This is a genomic window from Streptomyces sp. NPDC051041 (assembly GCF_044456065.1).
GTDB lineage: Bacteria > Actinomycetota > Actinomycetes > Streptomycetales > Streptomycetaceae > Streptomyces > Streptomyces glaucus.
The window spans coordinates 225,024-251,399 of sequence record NZ_JBITFM010000007.1; the positions used below are offsets into that span (position 1 = coordinate 225,024).

A 26,376-nucleotide genomic window follows, 5' to 3' on the forward strand; every position below is an offset into this window, starting at 1 on the left:
ACGGGCGCAGCGCGGAGAAAAGGGGGTCGCGACGGCCGATCGTTGCGGCCGCACCCCGGAAAGTTCCGAGCGGCCGGGCGGCTCCTTCATCTCTTCCACCGTCCCGCGGGATTGATGCGGATGTCCCGCGATCGCCTCGATCTCCCTGCCCGCGCCACCCATTGACAGCGCTTACCGGCACCTCTAAGTTGCCGCGAAGTTACCGGTAAGAGCTCGAAAGTTTCGGTTCCGCGTCCCCTGCCCGGGAGGCCCGAGCATGAGCACCTCCACCAGGCCGGTTCCACCGCCCGGCGCCCAGGACCCGCCGCCGGCGCGGCCCGGGGCCCGCCGTGCGCGGACACCGGCGCGGACCGGCCGGCGCAGGGCGCTGCGCCGCGACTGGCAGCTGTACTCGCTGGCGGTGCTGCCGCTGCTGTTCTTCCTGGTCTTCCGCTACCTGCCGATGATCGGCAACGTGATCGCGTTCCGCCGCTTCGAGCCGGGCGGGTCGATCTTCGGCGAGGAATGGGTGGGCCTGCGCTATGTGGAGATGTTCCTCACCGACCCCACCTTCTGGCAGGTGTTCCGCAACACCCTGTGGCTGGGCGGACTCACCCTCGTTTTCTGCTTCCCGGTCCCGATCGTGCTCGCGCTGCTGCTCAACGAGGTGCGCAGGCGCTCCCTGAAGCGGTTCGTGCAGTCGGTGTCGTACCTGCCGCACTTCCTGTCGATCGTGATCGTCGCGGGCATCACCCTGCAGATGCTCGCCACGGACGGGCCCGTCAACCAGGTGCTGGGCTGGTTCGGGCACGACCCGATCCGGTTCGTCCAGGAACCCGAGTGGTTCCGCACGATCTACGTCGGCTCGGAGGTCTGGCAGACCGCCGGCTGGGGCACGATCCTCTACCTCGCCGCGCTCACCACCGTCGACGACGACCTGTACGAGGCGGCCCGCATCGACGGCGCGAGCCGCTGGCGGCAGATCTGGCACGTCACCCTGCCCGGCATCCGCCCCACCATGATCACACTGCTGATCCTCAACATCGGCACGTTCATGGCGGTCGGCTTCGAGAAGGTGCTGCTGCTGTACAACCCGCTGACGTACCCGACGGCCGACGTGATCTCCACCTACCTGTACCGCACCGGCGTGGAGTCCAACAGCTTCAGCTACGCCGCCGCCATCGGCCTGTTCGAGGCGGTCGTCGGCCTGGTCCTGATCACGGGCGCGAACCAGCTGTCGCGCCGCACGGCGGGGACGAGCCTGTGGTGAGCGTCGACCGGCCGACCCGCGGCTACCGCGTCTTCCAGAAGGTCAACGGGGTGGTCCTCACCCTCGTCGTGATCGTGACCCTCTACCCCTTCGTCAACATCGTCGCCCGCTCGTTCAGCGGGGAACGGCAGATCAGGGCCGGCGAGGTGACGCTGTGGCCCAAGGGCTTCGATCTCACCACCTACGAAGTCGTCCTCCGGGACGAGATGTTCTGGCGGAACTACGGCAACACCGTGCTGTACACGGCGGTCTCCACCGCCGTCGCCATGGTGCTGACCACCTGCTACGCGTACGTGCTGTCGAAACGGCAGCTCAAGGGGCGCGGCTTCCTCGTCACCGTCGCCGTGTTCACCATGTTCTTCACCGGCGGGCTGATCCCCACCTACGTGCTGATCACCAGCCTCGGCCTGAAGAACACCGTCTGGGCGCTGGCCCTGCCCAACGCGATCAGCGTCTTCAACCTGCTGGTGATGAAGGCCTTCTTCGAGAGCCTGCCGGCCGAACTGGAGGAGGCCGCGCAGATCGACGGCCTGAGCACGTACGGGATCCTGCTGCGGATCGTGCTGCCGCTGTCCAAGGCGGTCGTGGCGACGATGGTGCTGTTCTACTCGGTGTCCTTCTGGAACTCCTGGTTCGGCGCCTTCCTGTACCTGGACCGGAGCGAGCTGATGCCGGTCACCGTGTACCTGCGCAACCTCATCGCCGGCGCCACCGGCGGCGCCGGCGCGGGTGCCGGCGCCGAGCAGCTCAGCCAGACCGCGGCGAACATCCAGGCCGTGACGATCGTGCTGACCTCGCTGCCGATCCTGTGCGTGTACCCGTTCGTCCAGCGCTACTTCGTCTCCGGCGTGATGCTCGGCGCGGTCAAGGGCTGACCACCGCGCCGTTCCCCGACCGGCCTACGGAACAAGGGAGTGTCCGTGCCCGCAGAGAACCCAGGGAAGCTGTCACGGCGTCAGGTCCTCGCCGCCGCCGGTTCCGCCGGCCTCGCCGCGCTCACCGGCTGCGGCAGCGGCGACGACGGCGGGGACGCCAAGGACCTGTCGAAGAAGCGGAACGGCGCGATGCGGGAGTACCGCGTCGGACAGCAGTTCAAGGCGACCAGGCCGCTCGCCTTCGACGTGCTGCACAACGACAACCCGGTCTACCCGCTCCGGGACGACTGGCTGTTCTGGAAGGAGCTCACCCGGCGCACCGGCGTCACCCTGAAACCGATCGGCGTCCCGCTGAGCGACTACGAGAAGAAGCGCAGCGTCATGATCGGCGCGGGCGACGCCCCCTTCCTGATCCCCAAGACGTACCACCCCTCCGAGACCGCGTTCGTGTCGTCGGGCGCGATCCTCCCGGTCAGCGACTACGTGCACCTGATGCCCCACTTCCGGGACAAGGTCGCGAAGTGGCGGCTGGAGCCGGAGCTGGACTCCATCCGCCAGTCCGACGGCAGGTTCTACCTGCTGCCCGGCCTGCACGAGAAGGTCAGGTCCGGCTACTCGCTGGCGCTGCGCACGGACGTCCTCGACCGGCTCGGCCTGGACCCGCCCACCACCTGGGACCAGGTGTACGAGGTCTTCGGGGCGATCAAGGAGGAGTACCCCGACCGCTACCCCCTCAGCGACCGCTGGAGCACCAACACCCCCTATCCCGTCGCCGCCCTGATGAGCTACCTCGGCCAGGCGTACGGGGTCCGGGCCGGCTGGTCGTACGACAACATCAGCTTCGACCGGCGGGCGGAGAAGTTCGTCTTCACCGGCGCGACGGACGGCTACCGGCAGATGGTCGGGTACCTGAGGAAGCTGGTCGCCGAGAAGCTGATGGACCCCGAGAGCTTCACCCAGACCGACGACGAGGCGGTGCAGAAGCTGCTGGGCGAGAAGTCCTTCGCGATCAGCGCCAACCCGCAGGAACTGGTGCAGAACTACCGCTACAACCTGGAGAGGCAGGTCGAGGGGTCGGCGATCGAGATGATCCCGGTGCCGCTCGGCCCGGCCGGGCCGGTGGTCCTGGGCGGCGCCCGGCTGGAGAACGGCGTGATGATCGCCGGCAAGGCGCTCCGGAGCGACGACTTCGTCGCGCTGATGCAGTTCGTGGACTGGCTGTGGTACTCGGACGAGGGCCAGCGGTTCGCCCGGTGGGGCGTCCAGGGCGTCACCCACACCCGCTCCGGCGGCGAGTACCGGCTCAAGCCCGGCATCAGCCTCATGGGCTCCGACCCGGACGCGGAGAAGGACCTGCAGAAGGACTACGGCTTCTACAACGGCGTCTTCGCCTACGGCGGCAGCTGGGACCTGGTCTCCTCCATGTTCGGCCCGGACGAGCGGAGGTTCCAGGACGTCATGTCCCGGCGCGAGCAGCTCCCCGTCGACCCGGCCCACCCCCTGCGGTCCGTCGAGCAGGAGCAGGCCTCGCTGTGGGACACGCCGCTCAGGGACCACGTCACCCAGAACACGCTCAAGTTCGCCCTGGGCAAGCGCCCGCTGTCCGAGTGGGACGCGTACGTGTCCGAGCTGACGGCGAAGAACATGCGGCACCTCGTCGACCTGCACAACAGGGCGTACGAGCGCTTCCGGAAGGAGAACGGGTGATCCGCGTCCCCGCCGCGCCGGCCGGCCGCCTGTCCGACGCCTGGCGGTACTGCGTCGGCACCGGCCGCCTCGACCTCGCCCTGCGCCGCGACTACCAGGACTCCCTGGCCCTGGTCCGGCGCGAGATCGGCTTCCGGTACATCCGGGGGCACGGCCTGCTCAGCGACGGCATGGGCGTGCACCGGCCGTACACGTGGCGGGGCGCCCGCCACGTCCGGCACTCCTTCACCTACGTCGACCAGGTCGTCGACGCCCTCCTCGCCCTCGGCATCCGGCCCTTCCTCGAACTCGGCTTCATGCCGGGCGGGCTGGCGAGCGGCGAGCGGACGGTGTTCTGGTGGCGGGGCAACGTCACCCCGCCCCGGGACTGGAAGGAGTGGGCGGAACTGGTCCGCGCGACCATGGCCCACCTCGTCGACCGGTACGGCCTGGACGAGGTGCGCACCTGGCCCGTCGAGGTGTGGAACGAGCCCGACCTGCCCGACTTCTGGCAGGACGCGGACGAGCGGGTGTACCACCGGCTGTACGAGGTGACCGCGCACGCCGTGAAGGAGGTGGACGCCGCCCTCCAGGTCGGCGGCCCGGCGCTCTCGCCGGCCGCGGACGGGTGGCTGGAGCGGTTCGCCGAGTTCGCCGAACGCCGGGACGTGCCCGTGGACTTCGTCTCCCGGCACGCCTACAGCTCCGGGCCCGCGCAGCACGTGCCGTTCGGCACGCACCAGACGCTGGCCCCGGCGAGCGCGCTGCTGGAGCAGTTCGCCGCCCCCCGCGAACGGCTGAAGGGCACCCGGCTGGCCGGACTCCCGGTGCACATCACGGAGTTCAACTCCTCCTACCGGCCCGACAACCCCGTCCACGACACCGCCTTCCACGCCGCCTACCTGGCCCCGGTCCTGGTCCACGGCGCCGACCACGCCGACTCCTTCTCGTACTGGACGTTCAGCGACGTCTTCGAGGAGACCGGCGTGCCGACCGCCCTGTTCCACGGGGGCTTCGGGCTGCTCACCCACCGGCAGGTGAAGAAGCCGACGTACCACCTGTACGCCTTCCTGGCCCGGATGGGGCGGGAGCTGCTGGCGCGCGGCGAGGACCACCTGGTGACGCGGCACGCGGACGGCAGGGTCACCGTGCTGGCCTGGGCGCCGGTCGACGCGAGCGGCGCGACGCCCGGCCCCGGACGGCACCGGCTGCGCCTGTCGGTCCCGGCCGGCCCCGGGGAGGTGTTCGTCCGCCGGTCCACGGTGGACGAGGAGCACGGCAACGCCCGCACCGCCTGGCAGCGGATGGGCAGCCCCCGCTCACCCCGCCCGCACCAGCTCGACGTGTTGCGCGAGGCCGCCGAACCCGCCCGCGACCACCGCCGCCTGCCCGCCGCGGACGGCCGGGTGGACCTGGACCTGACGCTCTCCCGCCACGGGATCGCCCTCGTCGAGCTGGAGCCGGTCGAGGACCAGGCGCCGCCCTGGTGGGACGAGCGCCGCCTGCTCGGCAGGGACCCGGAGTGAGCGCGTCGCGGGCGCCCGCGGCCCCCGAGGAGGCCCCGCGATGACCGCCCCGCCGGCCGTCTTCGGCGCCGGCCCCCTCTCCCGCGCCGCCGCCCTGGTCCACACCCTCGTCACGGTCGAGGCCCTGCTGCTCCTCGCCGCCTCCCCGGGCCTGGCCGGCCTGTTCCTGCTCCGCCCCGACGCCGCCCACCTCCCCCTGGCCGCCGGCTGCCTGCTGCCCCTCGGCCCGGCCCTCTCCGCCGCCCTGTACGCCCTGCACCACCGCGGCCGCGACCTCACCGACCTCCACCCGGCCCGCGCCTACGGGCGCGGCTGGCGGCTCAACGCCCTCCCGGCGCTGAAGCTGTGGACCCCGCTCCTCGCCTGGCTCACCGTCATCGCCTTCACCCTCACCCACTTCCCCGCCACGGGCCTGCCCGGCTGGTGGGCGGCGCTGCTCGCGGTGATCGGCGCCGGCTCCCTGCTGTGGGGCGCGCACGCCCTCGTCCTGACCTCCCTGTTCGCCTTCCGCGCCCGCGACACCGCCCGCCTCGCCGCGTACTTCCTGCTCCGGCACGGCCGCGCCACCCTCGCCGCCGCCTCGCTGCTCGTCCTGACGGCCGCGGCGACCGCCCTGCTGACCGAGGCCCTGCCCGCCCTGCTGGCCGCCCCGCTGCTGCTCTCCCTGCTGCACGGCAGCCGCCCGGTCATCGCCGAGACCCGGAAGGACTTCACCGCATGACGCCCACGATCCCCTACGGCGGCGACTACAACCCGGAGCAGTGGCCCGAACAGGTGGGGGAGGAGGACCACCGCCTGTTCACCGAGGCGCGGATCGACACCCTCACCGTCGGCGTCTTCTCCTGGTCCCTCACCCAGCCCGCGCCCGGCGCTTACGACTTCACGGCCCTGGACCGCGTCCTGGACCGCGCCGTCCCGCAGGGGCGGCGGGTCTGCCTGGCGACCGGCACCGCCGCCCTCCCGCCCTGGCTCGCCAAGAAGCACCCCGAGGTCAACCGCACCGACTTCGAGGGCCGCCGCCACCGCTACGGCCAGCGCCACAACTTCTGCCCCAGCGCACCGGCCTACCGCGACCACGCCGCGGCGCTGGCGGAGCGCCTCGCCGCCCGCTACGCCGGCCACCCCGCGCTGCTGGCCTGGCACGTCAACAACGAGTACGGCGGCGCCTGCTACTGCGACCTGTGCGCCGACGCCTTCCGCGCCTGGCTCCGGGACCGGTACGCCACCCTCGACGCCCTCAACGACGCCTGGTGCACCGCCTTCTGGTCCCACCGCTACACCGACTGGGACCAGATCGAGCCGCCGAACGCCCTCACCGAGCACTGGCGCGGCCCCGACCACACCGCCTTCCAGGGCACCACCCTCGACTACTTCCGCTTCACCACCGACGCCCTGCTCGGCTGCTTCCGCGCCGAGAAGGAGGCCATCCGGCGGCACGACGGGGCCACCCCCGTCACCACCAACTTCATGGGCGCCTACCGCCCGCTCGACTACCACCGCTGGGCGCCCCACCTCGACTTCGCCTCCTGGGACAGCTATCCGCCGCTCGACGCCCCGCCCACCCGGCCCGCCCTCGCCCACGACCTGATGCGCGGCCTGAAGGACGGCGCCCCCTTCTGGCTGATGGAGCAGACCCCCTCCACCACCGCCTGCCGGGACGTCAACCCGCTGCGCCGACCCGGCGAACTGCGCCTGGCCACCTTCCAGGCGATCGCGCACGGCGCCGACGCCGCCCTGTACTTCCAGCTGCGCGCCTCCCGCGGCGCCTGCGAGAAGTACCACGGCGCGGTCATCGGCCACGCGGGCCGCGACGACACCCGCGTCTTCCGTGAAGTCGCCGCCCTGGGAAGGGAGCTGGAGGCCCTCGGCGACGCGACCCTGGGCGCCCGCACGCCGTCGCGCACCGCCCTGCTGTTCGACTGGGACAGCTGGTGGGCCCTGGAGATCTCCGACGGCCCGTCCCGGCTCGTCCGCTACCAGGACGTCGTCCACGCCTACTACCGGGCGGCCCGCACGGCGGGCGCCGACGTCGACGTCGTCCCGGTCACCGCCGACCTCACCCCGTACGACGTGGTCCTCGCCCCCGTCCTGCACATGGTCAAGGGCGATCTCGCCGCCCGTCTGGAGGCCGTCGCCGCCCGGGGCGGCACGGTCCTGGCCACCTTCCTCTCCGGCCGCGTCGACCTCTGCGACCGCGCGTTCCTCGCCGACGTCCCCGGCCCGCTCGCCTCCCTGACGGGCGTCCGCGTCGACGAGTGGGACGCCCGCCCGCCCGAGGTCGTCCAGCCGGTCCGGCTGGGGGAGTCGGTCTTCGAGGCCCGCCTCGTCTTCGAGATCGTGCTGCCGCGCGGCGCCGAACCGGTCGCCGTCTACGGCGCCGACTTCTACGCGGGCACCCCCGCCGTCACCAGGAACACCTACGGCGCGGGCGAGGGCTGGTACGTGGCCACCGCCCTCGACCAGCCGGGCGTCGACGCGGTGGTGCGCCGCGTCCTCGCCCGCCACGGCCTCGTCGGCCCCTACGCCGGCCATCCCGCCGTGGAGAGCGCGACCCGCGTCGCCCCCGACGGCACCCGCCTGCTGTTCCTCCTCAACCACGCCCCCGAGCCGGCCCGCCTGACCGCCCACGCCGCCGGCACCGACCTGCTGACCGGCGAACGCGTCGAGGCGCACGCCCCGCTCACCCTGGACCCGCTCGGCGTCGTCGTGCTGCGCGTTCAGTAGATCCGCCGCCCCCGCCGGTCCGGCACCCCGGACTTGCGGAGGAAATAGCTGTTGACCTGGTCGCGCCACTCGCGGGCGCCGCGCAGCTGCTCCTCGTACCGCTGCGCGGCCCGCGCGTGCCGGGCCGGGTCCATCAGCCCCGCCAGCGAGGCCCACACCTCGCGGGCCCGCTCCACCTCCGCCACGCCCTCGAAGTGCGTGTCGTAGATGTGCTGGATCACCGTCCTCCCGCTGTGCAGCACGTGCCCGTACGGCACGTGGTGGAAGAACAGCAGCAGCTCGTCGGGGCAGGTGTCCGGCGACTCGTACAGCCGGGCCCACGGCTCGGCGTACTGCCCCGCGTACCCGGTGCCCGTGGCACGGGAGCGGTCGACGCCGACCCCGTCCCGGTCGGCGAAGTGGTAGGTGCCCCAGGGGCTGTACTCGTAGCCGTCCACGCTCGGCCCGTAGTGGTGCCCCGGCTGCACCATGAAGCCCACCCCGAGCGGGGCGGTGTACTTCTCGTACGTCCGCCACGAGCCGTCGAGCACCGCGTGCAGCCCGGCCGCCAGTCGCCCGGGGGCGTCCGGGTGGGTCAGCGCGATCCACTCGTCCAGCAGCGCGCGCGGCTCCGCGTCCGGCTGCCAGGCCAGCCGCCCGAAGGTGTACAGGTTGGCCTGGGCCAGCGGATGCCCGGTCCAGAACGGGTCGTCGCCCGCGTTGGACACCGCCACCAGCCCGCCGCGCGCCAGCTCCCCGACCGCCGTCCGCCCGTCCGGCCGGAACCGCAGCACCTCGCTCCACATCGGCCCCAGCCAGCACACGTGCCGCTGCTGGCCGGTGTACTCCTGGGTGGCCTGCACCTCCACCGCGAGCCGGGTGCGGGGCATCGCCCCGATCAGCGGCGAGACCGGTTCGCGCACCTGGAAGTCCATCGGCCCGTGCTTGACCTGGAGCACCGCGTTCGGCGCGAACGCGCCGTCCAGCGGCGTGAAGTGGTCGTGGGCGGCACGGGCCCGGTCGGTGGTCCGGTCCCGCCAGTCCTGGCGGTGGTCGTAGACGAACGCCCGCCAGTGCACGGTGCCGCCGTACGGTTCCAGCGCGGCGGCCAGCGCGTTGGCGCCGTCGGCGTGGCTGCGCCCGTAGGCGAACGGGCCCGGCTGCCCCTCCGAGTCCGCCTTCACCACGTACCCGCCGAAGTCGGGTATCGCCTCGTACACCCGCCGCGTGGCCCGCGCCCACCACGCGCGCACCGCCTCCTCCAGCGGGTCGGCCGTGGGCAGCCCGCCGAGCACCACCGGCGCGGCGAACGTCACCGACAGGTGCGTCCTGACGCCGTACGGCCGCAACGCGTCCGCGATCGCGGCGACCTCGCCGATCCGGTCGGTGAGCAGGTGCGCCTCGACGGCGTGCACGTTGACGTTGTTCACCGCCACCGCGTTGATCCCGCAGGCCGCCAGCAGCCTGCCGTAGGCCCGCACCCGCGCCAGGTCGCCGCGCGCCCGGCCGTCCGCCCAGAACAGCGAGCCGCCCGCGTACCCCCGCTCGACCTGGCCCATCACCGGATGCACGGCCACGTTGTCCCAGTGGTCGAGCATCCTCGAGGCCACCGCCGGGCGGTGCGTCTCGGGCGCCCGCCCGCCGCGGAAGGCGGCCGCGCCGAGCCGGACGACGTGGAACAGGCCGTACAGCAGCCCGGCCGGGCCGGCCGCGGTCACGGTCGTCGTGCCGTCCCGGCGCGCGCAGGTGAACTCCTCGCCCCCGGAGCCGGTCACGGCGAGCACCAGGTCGTACGGCGCCGCGCCCGGCCCGGCGTCGCGTACGACACGACCGCCGAACCGGGCGCAGGCCTCGGCCACCTCCCCGTGCACCGTGTCCACCAGCGGCCCCGAGCCGCGGATCAGGGTCCGCCGGGAGCCGAGCGGCCGGAAGGCGGCCGGCGGCAGCCAGGCCGGGTCGACCCCCTCGGGCGGCACGGGCACGGGAAGCGGCATGGGTCCCCCACTCGGTCGCTCAGGCGAGCAGTTCCACCTCCGCCACGGTCGCCTCGCCGTCGAGGACCAGGCGGTACCTGTCGTACGTACCCGGGGACCGCACGGAGAACGCGCGGGTCTGCCGGTCCCAGGCGAAGGACTCGCCGGAGCGCTCGTCCAGCGTCCGCCAGGTGGCCCCGCCGTCGGAGGAACCCTGGAGCGTCCACCCGGCCGGGGCCCCGGCCCGGTCCGCCGACGACGTCAGGGTGTACTGCACGGCCCTGGCCGCCTTGGGCACCGGCAGGTCCACGGAGGTCACGCTCGCGTCCGTGGCCGAGGTGTCGTCGAACAGCGCGCCGTCGCCCGCCAGGACGTCCGCGCGCGGCGCCGGCACCTTGTCGTCCCGGGTGATCGACACGGGCGCGGCGTTCCGGCCCGTGCCCCACGCGGACGGCCGGGGCCCCATGTCGAACTCCAGGACGCCGCCCCTGGCGAGCAGGGAGTGCGGGAGCGACGTGGAGGTCCACTTCTGGCCGTTGACCCGCAGCCCCTGCACGTAGACGTTCCGCGCGCTGTTCCTCGGCGCCTCGACCACCAGGTCCCTGCCGTCGTCCAGGTGGACGGTCGCCTTCTTGAACAGCGGGGAGCCGACGGCGTACTCGCCGCTGCCCATGACCAGCGGGTAGAAGCCCAGCGCGGAGAAGAGGAACCAGGCCGACTGCTCGCCGTTGTCCTCGTCGCCGTGGTAGCCCTGCCCGATCTCGCTGCCCACGTACAGCCGCGACAGCACCTCGCGGACGTTCTTCTGCGTCTTCCACGGCTGGCCGGCCGCGTCGTACATGTACAGCGCGTGGTGGGCGACCTGGTTGGAGTGCCCGTACATGCCCATCCGCACGTCCCGGGCCTCGGTCATCTCGTGGATGACCCCGCCGTAGGAGCCGACGAACTCCGGGGCGGCCGTCTCGGGCGTGGCCAGGTAGGCGTCGAGCTTGTCCGCGAGGCCCTTGCGGCCGCCGTAGAGGTTGGCCAGGCCCCGGCTGTCCTGCGGGGCGGTGAAGGCGTAGCCCCAGCCGTTGGTCTCCGTGTAGTCGTGGCCCCACACGCGCGGGTCGTACGCCGAGGACTCCACCCGCCAGTCGCCCTCCGCGTCCCTGCCCTGGAAGAAGCCGGCCTTCGGGTCGAACAGGTTGACGTAGCCCCGGGCGCGGTTCAGGAAGTACGCGGACTCCTCCCGGTAGCGCTTCTCGCCGGTCTCCGCGTACAGCTTCCGGCCCATGCGGGCGATGCCGTAGTCGTTGAGGTAGCCCTCCAGCGCCCACGACAGGCCCTCGTGCGTCTCGGTGCTGGTGTAGCCGAGGAAGGGCGAGGTCGCCATGCCCTTGCGGCCCACGCCCGAGGACGGCGGCACCACGGTCGCGTTCTTCACGGCCGCGTCGTACGCCGCCTTCGCGTCGAAGTCGACGCCCTTGACGTACGCGTCCGCGAACGCCACGTCCGAGGAGGTGCCCGTCATCAGGTCCGCGTAGCCGGGGGAGGACCAGCGCGAGGTCCAGCCGCCGTCCTTGTACTGCTGCACGAACCCGTCGACCAGCTCACCGGCCTGCTCCGGGGTCAGCAGGGAGTACGCCGGCCAGGTCGTCCGGTAGGTGTCCCAGAAGCCGTTGTTGACGTACACCTTGCCGTCGACGATCTTCGCGCCGGTGTGCGTCGGGGTGTCCGGCTGCGGCATCCTCGAGAAGGGGGAGGCGTACTTGTACGTCCCGTCGACCTTCTCGAAGCCCGAGTTCGGGTACAGGTACAGCCGGTACAGGCTGGAGTAGAGCGTGGTCAGCTGGTCCGGCGTGGCGCCCTCCACCTCGACCTTGCCGAGCAGCCGGTCCCACTGCTTCTGGGCGTGCTTGCGCACCGCCTCGAAGGAGGTGCCCTCGGGGATCTCCTGGCGCAGGTTGTCCTCGGCCTGGTCGACGCTGATCAGGGAGGTCGCCAGCCGCAGCGTGACCGTGCGGTCCTCGCCCGCGTCGAAGCGCAGGTGGCCCTTGACGCCGTCGGCGGAGCCCCCGGTGACCGGCTTGTCGAACTCGCCGTACACGAACAGCCGGGTCGCGCCCGTCGACAACCCGGACTTCACGTCCGAGTAGCCGGTGACGACGCCGTCGTCCTGGTCCAGGGTCAGCCCCGCCTGGTCGGTGACGTTGTCGAACAGCACGCTCGCGTCGTCGCCGGGGTAGGTGAAGCGGAGCACCGCCGCGTGGTCGGTGGGCGTCATCTCCGCCTTGAGGCCGTTCTCGAACCGCACCCCGTAGTAGTACGGGCGCGCGGTCTCGTTCTCGTGCCGGAACGCCAGCTCCCGGGCCTCCCGGCCGGTGTCCGGAGTGCCCCGCGCGGCCGACGGCATCACCTGGAAGGTCTGCCGGTCGCCCATCCACGGGCTCGGCTCGTGGCTCGCGCTGAACGCCTGGATCGTCGGCAGGTTGTCCGCGTTGTTGCCGCGCGCGTAGTCGTACAGCCAGCTCAGCGAACCCGCGTTCGTCACCGGCGTCCAGAAGTTGAAGCCGTGCGGCACGGCGGTCGCGGGGAAGTTGTTGCCGCGGGAGAACGCGCCGCTGGAGTTGGTGCCCCGGGTCGTCAGGGCGTAGTCGGACGGGTGCGCCTTCGGCCGCTCCGGCGCCGCCCGGTCGAGCACGACGTCGTCCAGCCAGCCGCGGAACTTCGCCGGGCCCCCGGGGGAGTCGTAGGCGACCAGGATCCGGTCGACCGTCTTTCCGGCGGCGACCGACCCGATGCGGGAGACCACGTTGTTCCACTGGTTGACGTACAGCACCTTCGCCGCGCCCTGTCCCCGCGGGGTCAGGGCGAACCCGTGCTGGTCCGTCGCCCCCAGCCCGCTCAGGTACGTGCCGTCGGTGAAGGCCAGGTCCACGGCGACGTTGGTGGCGGCGTAGTCCCGGTCGCCGTCCGCCATCGACGGGAAGATCCGGTACGACAGCCGGGTGTCCCGGCCGACCGCCACGTCCACATCGAAGACCTTGTTGTACGAGTACGCGCGCCCGTTCGCGGTGTGCCGTCCGGCGTACCGCAGGGCCCGCTTCCCGGTGAACCCGGCGCCCGACTTCGCGGTGGGGGAGCCGCTCGGGCCGCGGTCGACCAGGGAGAGCATGTCCTGCGGCACCGGACCGCCGCCGCCGGCCGCGGCGAACTGCACGTCGGCTATCTGCAGGATGTCCCCGCCGTTGTTCTTCCCCACCTCCAGCCGCAAGTGCCGGAACTCGGCCGGCTCGGCGAGGTCGTACGTCCGCGTCTGGAACCGCTCGGGGAACGACTCGCCCGAACGGGAGTCCAGCGTCCGCCACTGCGTGCCGTCCGCGGAGCCCTTCAGGGTCCAGTCCACGGGGTCGCGTTCGGCGTGGTCGTTGGCCGACGTCAGCGCGTACCGGGCTATCGGGACCGGCGCGTCCAGCTCGAACTCGACCCACCCGGTGGGCTCGAAGGTCAGCCACTTGGTGCCGGGCTCGCCGTCGGCGAGATTCTCCTTCACCTCCCCGGCGCCCGTGTTCTCCCCGCTGGCCCGCACCTGCGTGACGTGGTCGGTGACGTTGCCCGGGATGCCGCTGCTGTACCCGCCGTCCACGCCCGCGGTCCGTTTGCCGCCGCCCGGTGCCTCGTCGACGGTGTTCAGCCAGTCCGGAGCCGGATCGTCCGTCTCGAAGGAGGAGGCGAACTCCCGGTCGGCGGCGTCCCGCGCGGCGGGCAGGGCGACCGCCGCGCCCTGCGACCCCGCGGCCAGAGCGAAGGCGGCCGCCAGTGCGGCCGCCGTGGCCCATCTGTGGCGGGCTCTGCGGCGAGCCCCGTGGCGAACTCTGTGATGCATGTGCTGATGACCCTCCCCGCACGTGGGACAACGTTGTCAACTTCGTGCGCAAGGACCAGTAGTGGGCCAAGCGGCAAGTGCTGTCAAGAGTGCCGACCGCGGCCCACGTGCCCCGCGGCGCGGATTCGTCCGGCGGGCGGCGCGCGAGCGGCCCGTATTTCCGCGAGGTCTCAACTCGGAAAAGACAAACGGCCAACCGTGTATTCGATCTTGCTCCGTCGGCGGAAAGTGGACTATACCTGTCGGCAATTCATGTGATCCGCGCCACCGGTCCGTCCGTACGATCCGCAATGCCCCGCACGACCCTGCTTGACCCGACCGCGGTGCCGGGAAGGATCCGGTTCACCGCCCGAGCCCCACTTCGGAAGGCGAGGACTTGAGCATGGGATCCACTTCCGGCGAGAACCACGAATCCGCGGGCGTCGGCCGCCGTGATCTGATCAGGCGGTCCGCCGCGCTCGGCCTGGTCTCCGTGCCCGCGACGAGTTTCCTGTCCGCGTGTGCCAGCAGCGGCGGAGGCGGCGAGGACAAGGCGGAGTCGGGCGAGAGGACCGCGAAGAACCCGCTGGGCGTCAACGACGGCGCCCGGATGGAATTCGTGCTGTTCGACGGCGGCTTCGGCACGGAGTACGCCGAGGACGCCGTGAGGGTCTACGAGAAGAACTTCCCCCGGGCCGAGGTGAAGTTCTCGGCCACCCAGAAGATCCAGTCCACGCTCCAGCCGCGGTTCAACCAGGGCAACCCGCCCGACCTCATCGACAACTCCGGCGCCGAGCAGATGGACATGGGCGTCCTGGTCGGCAAGAGCCAGCTCGCCGACCTCACCCCGCTGCTGGACGCGCCGTCCTACGACGACCCGGACAAGAAGGTCCGCGACACGCTGCGCCCCGGCATCGTGGAGATGGGCCGGTTCGACGGCGAGAAGGTGTGGGTCCTCTACTACGCCTACACGGTCTACGGCGTCTGGTACTCGCAGAAGGCCCTGGACGCGCTGGACGAGCAGTACCCGCAGACCTGGGACCAGATGCTCGCCGTGTGCGCGAAGGCCAGGAAGAGGGGCATGGCGGGCTGGACGTACGCGGGCAAGTACCCGTACTACATCCCCTTCTCGCTCTACCCGATGATCGGCAAGGTCGGCGGCCGCGAGGTCCTCGACGCCATCGACAACCTGGAGCCGAACGCCTGGAAGCACCCGGCGGTCAAGGCCTGTTTCGAGGCCTACTACGAGCTCTACCGGAAGGGCTACGTCCTCAGGGGCACCCCGGGCCTGGACCACATCCAGTCGCAGACCGCGTGGGCCCGGGGCAAGGCGCTGTTCCTCCCCAACGGCTCCTGGGTGGAGAACGAGTCCGCGAACGTCATCCCGGCCGACTTCGGCCTCGCCGTCTCCGCGCCCACCGGCCTCGACTCCTCCGACAAGCTGCCCTTCGGCACCCTGTGGGCCTCCGGCGGCGAGCCCTTCGTCGTCCCCGCCGGGGCGAGGAACGGGGCGGGCGGCATGGAGCAGTTGCGCATCATGCTCGGCGAGGCCGCCTCGAAGAACTTCACCAGCAAGGTCAAGTCGCTGACCGCCTTCGACGGCGGCACCGACGGCATCACCCTGACCCCGGGCCTGAAGTCCGCTGTCGCGGCGCTGGAGAAAGCCGGCGACAACGTGGTCAACCCGCGCATCCAGGACTGGTACGTGCAGCTCCAGAAGGAGAAGATCGGGGTGGCCGGCCTCGGCGAGATGATGGCCGGCCGGCTCACCCCGGCGGAGGCCGTCAAGAAGATCCAGGGCTTCGCCGACGAGACCGCCAGGGACACGTCGATCAAGCACTACAAGCACGCGTGAGGATCCGTCACCGGGGCCTGCCCGGCCTGTCCCCGCCGGACGGGGCCGGGCGGCACCCGCGCGCAGATCGGGGTCGGTAGCGATGCAGCACGGCAAGTACCGGTTCATCGCGGGGTTCCTCGCGGTTCCCCTGGGGCTGTACACGCTTTTCGTCGTCTGGCCGTTCATCCAGTCGATCTACTACTCGTTCACCGACTGGACCGGCCTGAGCCCCGAATTCGAGATGGTCGGCTTCGGCAATTACGAGCGGATGCTGGACGACGAGATCTTCTGGAAGTCGTTGCGGCACAGTCTGCTGTTCGCGTTGGTGCTGCCGCTGGTGACCATCGCCCTGGCACTGTTCTTCGCCTTCATGATCAATGCGGGCGGCCGGAAGAGAAAGGGCGGCCCCGCCGTCACCGGTGTCCGGGGCGCCTCCTTCTACCAGATCGTCTATTTCTTCCCGCAGGTCCTGTCGATCGCGATCGTCGCCCTGCTGTTCGCCTTCGCCTACAACCCGGACAGCGGGGCGGTCAACTCCCTGCTGCGCGGGATCGGGCTCGACGGCGTCCAGCCGCTGTGGCTCGGGGACCCGGACCTGGCGCTGTGGTGCGTGATGGCGGTGCTCGTCTGGTCCACCGTCGGTTTCTTCGTGGTCCTCTTCTCCGCGGGCATGGCCTCCATCCCGGCGGAGCTGTACGAGGCCGCGCTGCTGGACGGGGCGAACCGCGTCACCACCTTCTTCCGGGTCACCCTGCCGCTGCTGTGGGACACCGTGCAGTCCGGCTGGGTGTACCTGGGGATCCTCGCCCTCGGCGCCGAGTCGTTCGCGGTCGTGCAGATCATGACGACCGGGCCCGGCGGTCCCGACTACTCGACCACCGTCATGGTGCTGTACGTGTACCAGAAGGCCTTCCGCGACGGTCAGGCCGCCTACGCCACCACCATCGGCGTCGCCCTGCTCGTCGTCACGCTGGCCTTCGCCGCCGTGGTGATGCGGCTGGGCCGGCGCGAGCGGCTGGAGTACTGAACGGATGAAGACCACCGAGAACCCCGCTCCCGTACCGGCCGGATCCGGTGCCCCCGTCGCCGGGGCGGACCGCCGGGCCGGCCCGCCCCCGAAGGAGAAGAGGGAGGGCGCCGTCCTCGACGTCTTCTCCCACGGCATCCTCGTCATCTGGGCGGTCATGGTCGTGCTGCCGCTGCTGTGGGCGGTGATGACCTCCTTCAAGGACGACGGCTCGATCTTCGGCTCGCCCTGGTCGCTGCCGGACCGGCTGCGCTTCGACAACTGGTCGCGGGCCTGGACCGAGGCCGACATGGGCGACTACTTCCTCAACACCGTCCTGGTGGTGGGCGGCTCGCTCGTCGGCACGCTGGTGCTCGGCTCGATGGCGGCGTACGTGCTGGCCCGCTTCGACTTCCCGGGCAACCGGTTCGTCTACTACCTGTTCGTCGGCGGCATGAGCTTCCCGGTCATGCTGGCGCTGGTCCCGCTGTTCTACGTCGTGAACAACATGGGCCTGCTGAACACCGTCCACGGGCTGATCCTGGTCTACATCGCCTACTCGCTGCCCTTCACGGTGTTCTTCCTCACCGCGTTCTTCCGCACCCTGCCGGCCTCGGTGGCGGAGGCCGCGTTCGTGGACGGCGCCTCGCACAGCCGGACGTTCTTCCAGATCATGCTGCCGATGGCCAGACCGGGCCTGGTCAGCGTCGGCATCTTCAACTTCCTCGGGCAGTGGAACCAGTACCTGCTGCCGACGGTGCTCAACACCGAACCCGACCGGCGCGTCCTCACCCAGGGCCTGGTGCAGCTGGCGGTCAGCCAGGGCTACAAGGGCGACTGGTCCGGCCTGTTCGCCGGCCTGGTGATGGCGATGCTGCCGGTGCTCGCCGCGTACGTCGTCTTCCAGCGGCAGGTGGTGCAGGGCCTGACGGCGGGCGCGCTGAAGTAGCGCTCCGCGCCCTTTCGGGTACGCGCTGTCTCCGGAACGGAAACAGCGCGTACACGCCTGTGCACGATTCGGATGCGGTTCAACCTCTTGACGGGAGGCAACCCGAACAGCTCAGCTTAGAGTTCACTAGTTGGACATGGACGGGGCCTCATGGAAGCGGTCCCGCGCGCAGGAGGTCGTCGTGGAGACTCCGGGGTCGCAGTCGTCGCTGCACCGAGCCAACCTGGAGCGGGTCGTCCGAGCCGTACGGCTGGCCGGTTCGCTCACCCAGGCGGAGATCGCGAGGACGACGGGCCTGTCCGCGGCGACGGTCTCCAACATCGTCCGGGAGCTGAAGGACGGCGGCACGGTCGAGGTCACGCCCACCTCGGCGGGGGGCCGCCGGGCCCGCGCGGTCTCGCTGAGCGGGGACGCGGGCATCGTCATCGGCGTCGACTTCGGGCATACGCATTTGCGGGTCGCGATCGGGAACCTCGCCCACCAGGTGCTGGCCGAGGAGTCCGAGCCGCTCGACGTGGACGCCTCCTCGTCGCAGGGCTTCGACCGGGCGGAACAGCTGGTCAACCGGCTGATCGAGGCCACCGGGGTCGACCGGTCCAAGATCGCCGGCGTGGGGCTCGGCGTGCCCGGCCCGATCGACGTCGAGTCCGGGAAGCTGGGCTCGACCGCCATCCTGCCCGGCTGGGGCGGCACCAGGCCCGCCGAGGAGCTGCGGGAGCGGCTCGGCGTGCCCGTGCACGTGGACAACGACGCCAACCTCGGCGCCCTCGGCGAGCTGGTGTGGGGCAGCGGCCGGGGCGTGAAGGACCTGGCGTACATCAAGGTCGCCAGCGGCGTCGGCGCGGGGCTGGTGATCGACGGCAAGATCTACCGGGGACCGGGCGGCACGGCGGGGGAGATCGGGCACATCACCCTCGACGAGGCCGGCCCCGTCTGCCGCTGCGGGAACCGGGGCTGCCTGGAGACGTTCGCGGCCGCACGCTACGTGCTCCCGCTCCTCCAGCCCAGCCACGGCGCCGACTTGACGCTGGAGGGCATCGTACGGCTGGCGCGGAACGGCGACCCGGGCTGCCGCCGGGTGATCGCCGACGTCGGCCGCCACATCGGCAGCGGAGTGGCCAATCTCTGCAACCTGCTGAACCCGAGCCGGGTGGTCCTCGGCGGTGATCTCGCCGAGGCCGGCGAACTGGTCCTCGGGCCGATCCGGGAGTCCGTCGGGCGCTACGCGATCCCCAGCGCCGCGCGCCAGCTCTCCGTTCTGCCCGGAGCGCTCGGCGGCCGGGCCGAGGTGCTGGGGGCCCTGGCCCTCGCGCTCAGCGAGATGGGAGATTCGACCCTTTTGGAGGGCGCCCTCTCCGCGACCGCTCCCGCCTTCACTTAGAGAACGGATGGCACCGTTGCCAACCCGTTAAGGATTTACTTCTTGACGTCGTACGCGTGGCCGAGTTGACTTCCAGCCACCTCGGCCGCAACGACGCGGCCTCGTCAGGGAGGTTTCTGAAGTGAACACGCGTATGCGTCGTGCCGCCGTTGCCATCGCAGCAGGTGCGATGGCCGTCTCGCTGGCCGCCTGTGGCAGCGCGAAGGAGGCCGGCGACAGCAAGAACGGCTCGGAATCCGCCGCCAAGGGCGACGACATCAAGGTCGGTCTGCTGCTCCCGGAGAACCAGAACGCGCGCTACGAGAAGTTCGACAAACCCTTGATCGAGAAGAAGGTCAAGGAGCTCACGAACAACAAGGGCGAGGTCGTCTACGCCAACGCCAAGCAGGACGCCAGCCTGCAGAACCAGCAGGTCGACACGATGGTGACCAACAAGGTCGACGTGCTGATCGTGGACGCGGTGGACTCCAAGGCCATCGCCGGCTCGGTGAAGAAGGCCAAGGACGCGGGCATCCCCGTCGTCGCCTACGACCGCCTGGCCGAGGGCCCGATCGACGCCTACACCTCGTTCGACAACGAGACCGTCGGCAAGACGCAGGGCGAGGCCCTCCTGAAGGCCCTGGGCGACAAGGCCAAGGACGGCCAGATCGTCATGATGAACGGGTCGGCCACCGACCCGAACGCCGCCCAGTTCAAGAAGGGCGCCCACTCCGTCCTCGACGGCAAGGTGAAGATCGGCCGCGAGTACGACACCAAGGAGTGGAAGCCGGAGAACGCCAACTCCAACATGGAGGGCGCCATCTCCGCCCTCGGCAAGGACAAGATCGTCGGCGTGTACTCCGCCAACGACGGCATGGCGGGCGGCATCATCACCGCGCTGAAGGCGGCCGGCATCGACGACATCCCGGTCACCGGCCAGGACGCGGAACTCGCGGGTGTGCAGCGCATCATCACCGGTGAGCAGTACATGAGCGTCTACAAGTCGTACCCGAAGGAGGCCGAGGTCGCCGCCGAGATGGCGGTCGCCCTCGCCCAGGGCAAGTCGCTGGACTCCATCGCCACCGACAAGGTCGACAGCCCCACCGCCAAGGGCATCCCGGCCATCATCGTCCCGGTCGTCTCGCTGACCCAGGACAACATCAAGGACACCGTCATCAAGGACGGCATCTACACGGTCAACGAGATCTGCACCGACAAGTACAAGTCGGCCTGCGACAAGATCGGCCTCAAGTAAGCGCCGGTCAGGTCCCCTGCAGAACACGGGAGTCCGCGCGGATTCCCGTACGGGACCGGCTGCGCGAAACTCCTCCGGCGCCCCGCGCCCATTCAGCCCCGCGAGCTAGGCGGGGCGCCGGACGGATTCCACGGACGCCGTGGCCCCGCGACTCCCGCGGATCCCGCAGCGTCCCCCCTCAAACTTTCCTGTACTACCTTCCGCCGGGTCAGGCGGCGAAGGAGATGGTTCACGTGTCCGCTACGCCCGTGCTGGCGTTGCGCGGGGTCTCCAAGCGGTTCGGTGCCGTTCAGGCGCTCACCGACGTAGAGCTTGAGGTCCACGCCGGTGAAGTGGTCGCCCTGGTGGGCGACAACGGCGCCGGAAAATCCACGCTGGTCAAGACGATCGCCGGCGTGCACCCCATCGATGAGGGCGTCATCGAGTGGGAGGGCAAGGCCGTTACGATCAGCAAGCCGCACGACGCCCAGAACCTGGGCATCGCGACCGTCTACCAGGACCTCGCGCTGTGCGACAACATCGACGTCGTCGGAAACCTCTACCTGGGCCGGGAGCTCCGCAAGCGCGGTGTCCTGGACGAGGTGGAGATGGAGCGCCGCTCCCGCGAGCTGCTGGACACGCTGTCGATCCGCATCCCCAGCGTCCGCATCCCGATCGCCTCGCTCTCCGGCGGCCAGCGCCAGGTGGTGGCGATCGCCCGGTCCATGCTCGGCGAGCCCAAGCTGGTCATCCTCGACGAGCCCACCGCCGCCCTCGGCGTCGAGCAGACCGCCCAGGTCCTCGACCTCGTGGAGCGGCTGCGCGAGCGCGGCCACGCCGTCATCCTCATCAGCCACAACATGGCCGACGTCAAGGCGGTGGCCGACAAGGTCGCCGTCCTGCGCCTGGGGCGCAACAACGGCGTCTTCGAGGTCGAGTCGACCTCGCAGGAAGAGATCATCTCCGCCATCACGGGCGCCACGGACAACGCCGTGACCCGTCGTGCGGCGCGCACCAATGGGGAGATCAAGAAGTGAGCATCGACAAGACCTCCACGGCTCCGGCCACCTCCGAGGACACCGTCGTGGAGAACCCCGAAGCACCGGCCGGCGCCGTCACCGTCGTCGACCCCCGGCTGCTGGTGCGCGAACAGGGTCTCGCCGGCTACGTCTCCGAGTTCAAGCGGAAGATGAAGTCCGGTGACCTGGGCTCGATCCCGGTCGTCATCGGCCTGGCGGTCATCTGGGCCATCTTCACCAGCCTGAACTCCAACTTCCTCACCGCCGGCAACCTCTCCGACATGTCCGTCGCGATGGTCGGCACCGGCATGATCGCCGTCGGCATCGTCTTCGTGCTGCTGCTCGGCGAGATCGACCTGTCGGTCGGCTCGGTCAGCGGTGTCGCGGGCGCCACCTTCGCGGTGCTGAACGTCACCAACGGCATGAACGAGTGGCTCGCCTTCCTGCTGGCCATCCTCACCGGCACGGTGGCCGGCGCGATACACGGCTTCTTCTTCGCCAAGATCGGCGTCCCGGCGTTCGCCGTCACGCTGGCCGGCCTGCTGTTCTGGAACGGCTTCATGCTCCAGATCCTGGGCGACAACGGCACCATCAACCTCGACTCCGAGGGCGTGGTGGCCAAGCTGACCAGCTATTACTTCTCCGACGTGGCCGCCGCCTACGGCCTGGCCGCCGTGGTGACCGCCGTCTACTTCCTCAGCTCCTTCTACGGCAACCGCCGCCGCGAGGCCGCGGGCGTGCCGTCCCAGCCGCTGAGCGAGACCGTTCTGCGGACCGCGCTGCTGGCGATCGTGGCCTTCGTCGTCGCGGTCGTCTTCAACCAGTACAAGGGCCTGCCGCTGGCCGTGGTGATCTTCATCGCGATGCTGCTGGTCACCGACTTCGTGCTGCGGCGCACCGCGTACGGCCGGAAGGTGTTCGCGCTCGGCGGCAGCGTCGAGGCGTCCCGCCGGGCCGGCATCAACGTGGCGATGGTGCGGATCTCGGTCTTCGCGATCTCCGGCACGTTCGCCGCGCTGGGCGGCCTGTTCATCGCGTCGAAGATCGCCTCCGCCAACCAGGGCGCCGGCGGCGGCGACCTGCTGATGAACGCGATCGCCGCGGCCGTCATCGGCGGCACGTCGCTGTTCGGCGGCCGCGGGCGGACCTGGAACGCGCTGCTCGGCGTGCTGGTCATCGTGTCCATCCAGTACGGCCTCGCGCTGGAGGGCATCGCCTCGCCGGTGCAGTACATGATCACCGGTGGTGTGCTGCTGGCCACGGTGGTGATCGACGCCGTCACCCGCAAGACGCAGAAGACGGCGGGGCGCGCGTAACCGCCCGCTTTCGAAGGGCCCCGCGCCCGGCACCGACGTCGGTGCCGGGCGCAGCCGTGTCGTGGGACGGGCCGTCGCCGGGTACGGCCTGACGCGTGACCTACGACGCACCGCCCGGGGCAGTTCCGGTACGGCGGAACATTAGACTCGACACGCCCGGCAACAGCTCGAACAGCTCTACTGCAAGGAGGCACGGGTGCCGCTGCTGACCCGCATCAGGGGACCGCGCGATCTGGACCGGCTCAGCCTGGAGGAGCTGGGACAGCTGGCCGAGGAGATCCGGACCTTCCTCGTCGACGCCGTCTCCAAGACCGGCGGCCACCTCGGCCCCAACCTCGGCGTGGTGGAGCTCACCATCGCCCTGCACCGCGTCTTCGACTCGCCCCGGGACAAGGTGCTGTGGGACACCGGCCACCAGTCCTACGTGCACAAGCTGCTCACCGGCCGTCAGGACTTCTCCCGGCTGAAGATGAAGGGCGGCCTGTCCGGCTACCCCTCGCAGGCCGAGTCCGAGCACGACGTCATCGAGAACAGCCACGCCTCCACCGTCCTCGGCTGGGCCGACGGCCTGGCGAAGGCCAACCAACTGCTGGAACGCGACAGCCACGTGGTCGCCGTCATCGGCGACGGCGCGCTGACCGGCGGCATGGCCTGGGAGGCGCTGAACAACATCGCCGACGCCAAGGACCGCCCGCTGGTCATCGTCGTCAACGACAACGAGCGCTCCTACGCGCCCACCATCGGCGGCCTCGCCAACCACCTCGCGACCCTGCGCACCACCGACGGCTACGAGCGCTTCCTGGCCCGCACCCGGGAGGTGCTGGAGCGCACGCCGGTCGTCGGCAAGCCGCTCTACGACACCCTGCACGGCGCCAAGAAGGGCCTGAAGGACTTCATCGCTCCGCAGGGCCTGTTCGAGGACCTCGGCCTGAAGTACGTCGGCCCGATCGACGGCCACGACATCGAGGCCCTGGAGTCCGCGCTCGCCCGCGCCAAACGCTTCGGCGGGCCCGTCATCGTGCACTGCCTGACCGAGAAGGGCCGCGGCTACCAGCCCGCCCTGCAGGACGAGGCGGACCGCTTCCACGCCGTCGGCAAGATCCACCCCGACACCGGCCTGCCGATCGCCACCTCCGGCGCCGACTGGACGTCCGTCTTCGGCGACGAGATGGTCCGGCTCGGCGAGGAGCGCGAGGACATCGTCGCCATCACCGCCGCGATGCTCCAGCCGGTCGGCCTGGACAAGTTCGCCAAGCGCTTCCCGGAGCGGGTGTACGACGTCGGCATCGCCGAGCAGCACGGCGCGGTCTCCGCGGCGGGCCTGGCCACCGGCGGCCTGCACCCGGTCTTCGCCGTGTACGCCACCTTCCTCAACCGCGCCTTCGACCAGGTGCTGATGGACGTGGCCCTGCACAAGTGCGGCGTAACCTTCGTGCTGGACCGGGCCGGCATCACCGGCACCGACGGCGCCTCGCACAACGGCATGTGGGACATGTCGATCCTCCAGGTCGTGCCCGGCCTGCGCCTGGCCGCCCCGCGCGACGCCGACCAGGTCCGCGCCCAGCTGCGCGAGGCCGTCGAGGTCGAGGACGCGCCGACCGTGGTCCGCTTCTCCAAGGGCGCCGTCGGCCCCGCCGTCCCCGCCGTGGGCCGCGTCGGCGGCATGGACGTACTGCGCGAGCCCGGCACCGACCGCCCGGACGTGCTGCTGGTCTCGGTCGGCGCCCTCGCGCCGATGTGCCTGGAGGTCGCCGCCCTGCTCGACCAGCAGGGCATCTCCACCACCGTCGTCGACCCGCGCTGGGTCAAGCCGGTCGACGAGGCCATGGCCCCGCTCGCCGAGCGGCACCGCGTGGTCGTCACCGTCGAGGACAACTCCCGCGTCGGCGGCGTCGGCTCCACGATCGCGCAGGCCCTGCGGGACGCGGGCGTCGACGTACCGCTGCGCGACTTCGGCATCCCGCCGCGCTTCCTCGACCACGCCTCCCGCGCGGAGGTGCTGGCCGAGATCGGGCTGACCGCCCCCGACATCGCCCGCCAGGTCACCGGACTCGTCGCCAAGCTCGACGGCCGGTACGGCCGTGCCGAGGTCGGCTCGGTGGAGGCCGCGCGCGACTGACGCCCCCCCCGCCGCGGGTCCGGACGGGCCGGGGCCGCCACTCTTTGCGGTGGCGGCCCCGGCCCGTCCGCGTTAATCAACCCGTATCGGGGCATACCTACCACGCCCCCTCTCGATCGTGTCGAGGACGACAAGCGTGGGAGGTCATCCCGATGAGCAGCACCCTCTTCCGGACGAAGAAGGTCGAGCAGTCCATCCTCGACACCGAGGAGCCGGAACACGCGCTCAAGAAATCCCTGTCCGCGTTCGACCTGACCGTCTTCGGCGTCGGTGTCATCATCGGCACCGGCATCTTCGTGCTGACCGGCACGGTCGCCAAGAACAACGCCGGGCCCGCCGTGGCCCTGTCCTTCGTCGCGGCCGGTGTCGTCTGCGCGCTCGCCGCGCTCTGCTACGCCGAGTTCGCCTCCACGGTCCCGGTGGCCGGCTCGGCGTACACCTTCTCCTACGCCTCGCTCGGGGAGCTGCCGGCCTGGATCATCGGCTGGGACCTGGTCCTGGAGTTCGCGCTCGGCACGGCGGTGGTCGCCGTCGGCTGGTCCGGCTACATCCGCTCGCTGATGGACAACGCGGGCTGGCGGATGCCGGAGGGGCTCGCCGGGCCCACCGCGGCCGACGGCTTCAGCTTCGACATCCTCGCCGCCGCCCTGGTGCTGGTGCTCACCGGCGTCCTCGTCCTCGGCATGAAGCTGTCGGCGCGGGTCACCTCCCTGGTCGTCGCCGTCAAGGTGACCGTCGTCCTGGTCGTGATCATCGCGGGCGCCTTCTTCGTCACGGCCGACAACTACGACCCGTTCGTCCCGAAGGCGCAGCCCGTGGAGGCCGACGGCGGCCTGCACGCGCCGCTGATCCAGCTGATGTTCGGCTGGGCGCCGTCCAACTTCGGCGTGATGGGCATCTTCACCGCCGCCTCCGTCGTCTTCTTCGCCTTCATCGGCTTCGACATCGTCGCCACCGCCGCCGAGGAGACCAGGAACCCGCAGCGGGACATGCCGCGCGGCATCCTCGGCTCCCTGCTCATCTGCACCGTGCTGTACGTCGCCGTGTCGGTCGTCGTCACCGGCATGCAGCACTACAGCCGGCTGTCCGAGGACGCCCCGCTCGCCGACGCCTTCAAGTCCACCGGGCACCCCTGGTACGCGGGCTTCATCAGCTTCGGCGCCGCCGTCGGCCTGACCACGGTGTGCATGATCCTGCTGCTCGGCCAGACCCGGGTGTTCTTCGCGATGAGCCGGGACGGGCTGCTGCCCCGGTTCTTCTCCCGCGTCCACCCCCGGTTCAGGACCCCGCACCGGCCGACCATCCTGCTCGGCGTGCTCATCGCGATCGTCGCGGGCTTCACCAGCCTCAGCGAACTCGCCGAGCTGGTGAACATCGGCACGCTGTTCGCCTTCGTCGTCGTCGCGATCAGCGTGATCATCCTGCGCAGGACGCGCCCCGACCTGCACCGGTCCTTCCGCACCCCGTGGGTGCCGGTCCTGCCGGTCCTGTCGGTGCTGGCCTCGCTGTGGCTGATGCTCAACCTGCCCGCCGAGACCTGGGTCCGCTTCGCCGTCTGGATGGCGATCGGCTTCGTCGTGTACTTCCTGTACGGCCGCACCCACAGCCGGCTCGCCCGCGGCGAGGAGACCACGGTCGGCGAGGTGCTGGGGCCGCAGGGCCCGGACCGGCGGTAGC

17 protein-coding genes are annotated in these 26,376 nt (G+C 70.9%); 15 read left to right on the forward strand and 2 right to left on the reverse strand.

Annotation, left to right across the window (positions count from 1 at the left end; all coding sequences use genetic code 11):
* Positions 1-256: 256 nt before the first annotated feature.
* The 6 genes from ACIBAI_RS15115 to ACIBAI_RS15140 are packed head-to-tail and all read left to right on the forward strand — an operon-like array spanning position 257 to position 8,060.
* A complete protein-coding gene (locus tag ACIBAI_RS15115; protein WP_399034281.1) occupies positions 257-1,249 on the forward strand; it encodes an ABC transporter permease in 993 nt (330 codons plus the stop codon).
* Positions 1,243-2,124, forward strand: a complete 882-nt coding sequence (locus ACIBAI_RS15120; protein WP_344600336.1) for a carbohydrate ABC transporter permease — start codon at positions 1,243-1,245, stop codon at positions 2,122-2,124. The genes ACIBAI_RS15115 and ACIBAI_RS15120 overlap by 7 nt, the downstream gene beginning before the upstream one ends.
* A gap of 45 nt (positions 2,125-2,169) precedes the next feature.
* Entirely contained in the window at positions 2,170-3,831 is a 1,662-nt protein-coding gene (locus ACIBAI_RS15125) for an extracellular solute-binding protein (RefSeq protein WP_399034285.1), read from the forward strand.
* Positions 3,828-5,336, forward strand: a complete 1,509-nt coding sequence (locus ACIBAI_RS15130) for a xylan 1,4-beta-xylosidase (RefSeq protein WP_399034287.1) — start codon at positions 3,828-3,830, stop codon at positions 5,334-5,336. Before ACIBAI_RS15125 ends, ACIBAI_RS15130 begins: the two co-directional genes overlap by 4 nt.
* A 40-nt stretch (positions 5,337-5,376) precedes the next feature.
* Entirely contained in the window at positions 5,377-6,057 is a 681-nt protein-coding gene (locus ACIBAI_RS15135; RefSeq protein WP_344600330.1) for a hypothetical protein, read from the forward strand.
* Positions 6,054-8,060 (forward strand): beta-galactosidase, encoded by a 2,007-nt coding sequence (locus ACIBAI_RS15140; protein WP_399034290.1) that lies wholly within the window; start codon positions 6,054-6,056, stop codon positions 8,058-8,060. Before ACIBAI_RS15135 ends, ACIBAI_RS15140 begins: the two co-directional genes overlap by 4 nt.
* On the opposite strand, the gene ACIBAI_RS15145 is transcribed toward ACIBAI_RS15140, so the two are convergent.
* Positions 8,054-10,033, reverse strand: a complete 1,980-nt coding sequence (locus ACIBAI_RS15145) for an alpha-glucuronidase (RefSeq protein ID WP_399034292.1) — start codon at positions 10,031-10,033, stop codon at positions 8,054-8,056. The two genes, ACIBAI_RS15140 and ACIBAI_RS15145, sit on opposite strands and share 7 nt — an antisense overlap.
* A 19-nt stretch (positions 10,034-10,052) precedes the next feature.
* Positions 10,053-13,880 carry a GH92 family glycosyl hydrolase gene (locus tag ACIBAI_RS15150; protein WP_399034293.1) on the reverse strand — a complete coding sequence of 1,276 codons (3,828 nt, stop codon included), beginning with the start codon at positions 13,878-13,880 and terminating at the stop codon, positions 10,053-10,055.
* Between the two features lie 382 nt (positions 13,881-14,262).
* On the opposite strand from ACIBAI_RS15150, the gene ngcE reads away from it, so the two are divergent.
* From ngcE to ACIBAI_RS15195, 9 genes are all read left to right on the forward strand, one after another.
* Entirely contained in the window at positions 14,263-15,714 is a 1,452-nt protein-coding gene (ngcE, locus tag ACIBAI_RS15155; RefSeq protein WP_399034295.1) for an N-acetylglucosamine/diacetylchitobiose ABC transporter substrate-binding protein, read from the forward strand.
* An 82-nt stretch (positions 15,715-15,796) separates the two neighbouring features.
* Positions 15,797-16,723, forward strand: a complete 927-nt coding sequence (locus tag ACIBAI_RS15160; RefSeq protein ID WP_399034297.1) for a carbohydrate ABC transporter permease — start codon at positions 15,797-15,799, stop codon at positions 16,721-16,723.
* Positions 16,724-16,727: 4 nt separating this feature from the next.
* A complete protein-coding gene (locus ACIBAI_RS15165; RefSeq protein ID WP_399034300.1) occupies positions 16,728-17,651 on the forward strand; it encodes a carbohydrate ABC transporter permease in 924 nt (307 codons plus the stop codon).
* Positions 17,652-17,832: 181 nt separating this feature from the next.
* Complete coding sequence (locus tag ACIBAI_RS15170; RefSeq protein ID WP_399034427.1) at positions 17,833-19,032, forward strand: ROK family transcriptional regulator; 1,200 nt, start codon at positions 17,833-17,835, stop codon at positions 19,030-19,032.
* A gap of 133 nt (positions 19,033-19,165) precedes the next feature.
* Entirely contained in the window at positions 19,166-20,266 is a 1,101-nt protein-coding gene (locus ACIBAI_RS15175) for a sugar ABC transporter substrate-binding protein (protein ID WP_399034429.1), read from the forward strand.
* 224 nt (positions 20,267-20,490) lie between these two features.
* Positions 20,491-21,282: an ATP-binding cassette domain-containing protein gene (locus ACIBAI_RS15180; protein WP_399034303.1), complete on the forward strand. Its 792-nt coding sequence runs from the start codon at positions 20,491-20,493 to the stop codon at positions 21,280-21,282.
* Positions 21,279-22,580, forward strand: a complete 1,302-nt coding sequence (locus ACIBAI_RS15185) for a sugar ABC transporter permease (RefSeq protein WP_344600317.1) — start codon at positions 21,279-21,281, stop codon at positions 22,578-22,580. Before ACIBAI_RS15180 ends, ACIBAI_RS15185 begins: the two co-directional genes overlap by 4 nt.
* Positions 22,581-22,776: 196 nt before the next feature.
* Positions 22,777-24,699 carry a 1-deoxy-D-xylulose-5-phosphate synthase gene (dxs, locus tag ACIBAI_RS15190; RefSeq protein WP_399034306.1) on the forward strand — a complete coding sequence of 641 codons (1,923 nt, stop codon included), beginning with the start codon at positions 22,777-22,779 and terminating at the stop codon, positions 24,697-24,699.
* A gap of 152 nt (positions 24,700-24,851) precedes the next feature.
* Positions 24,852-26,375: an amino acid permease gene (locus ACIBAI_RS15195; protein ID WP_399034308.1), complete on the forward strand. Its 1,524-nt coding sequence runs from the start codon at positions 24,852-24,854 to the stop codon at positions 26,373-26,375.
* Position 26,376 lies beyond the last annotated feature (1 nt).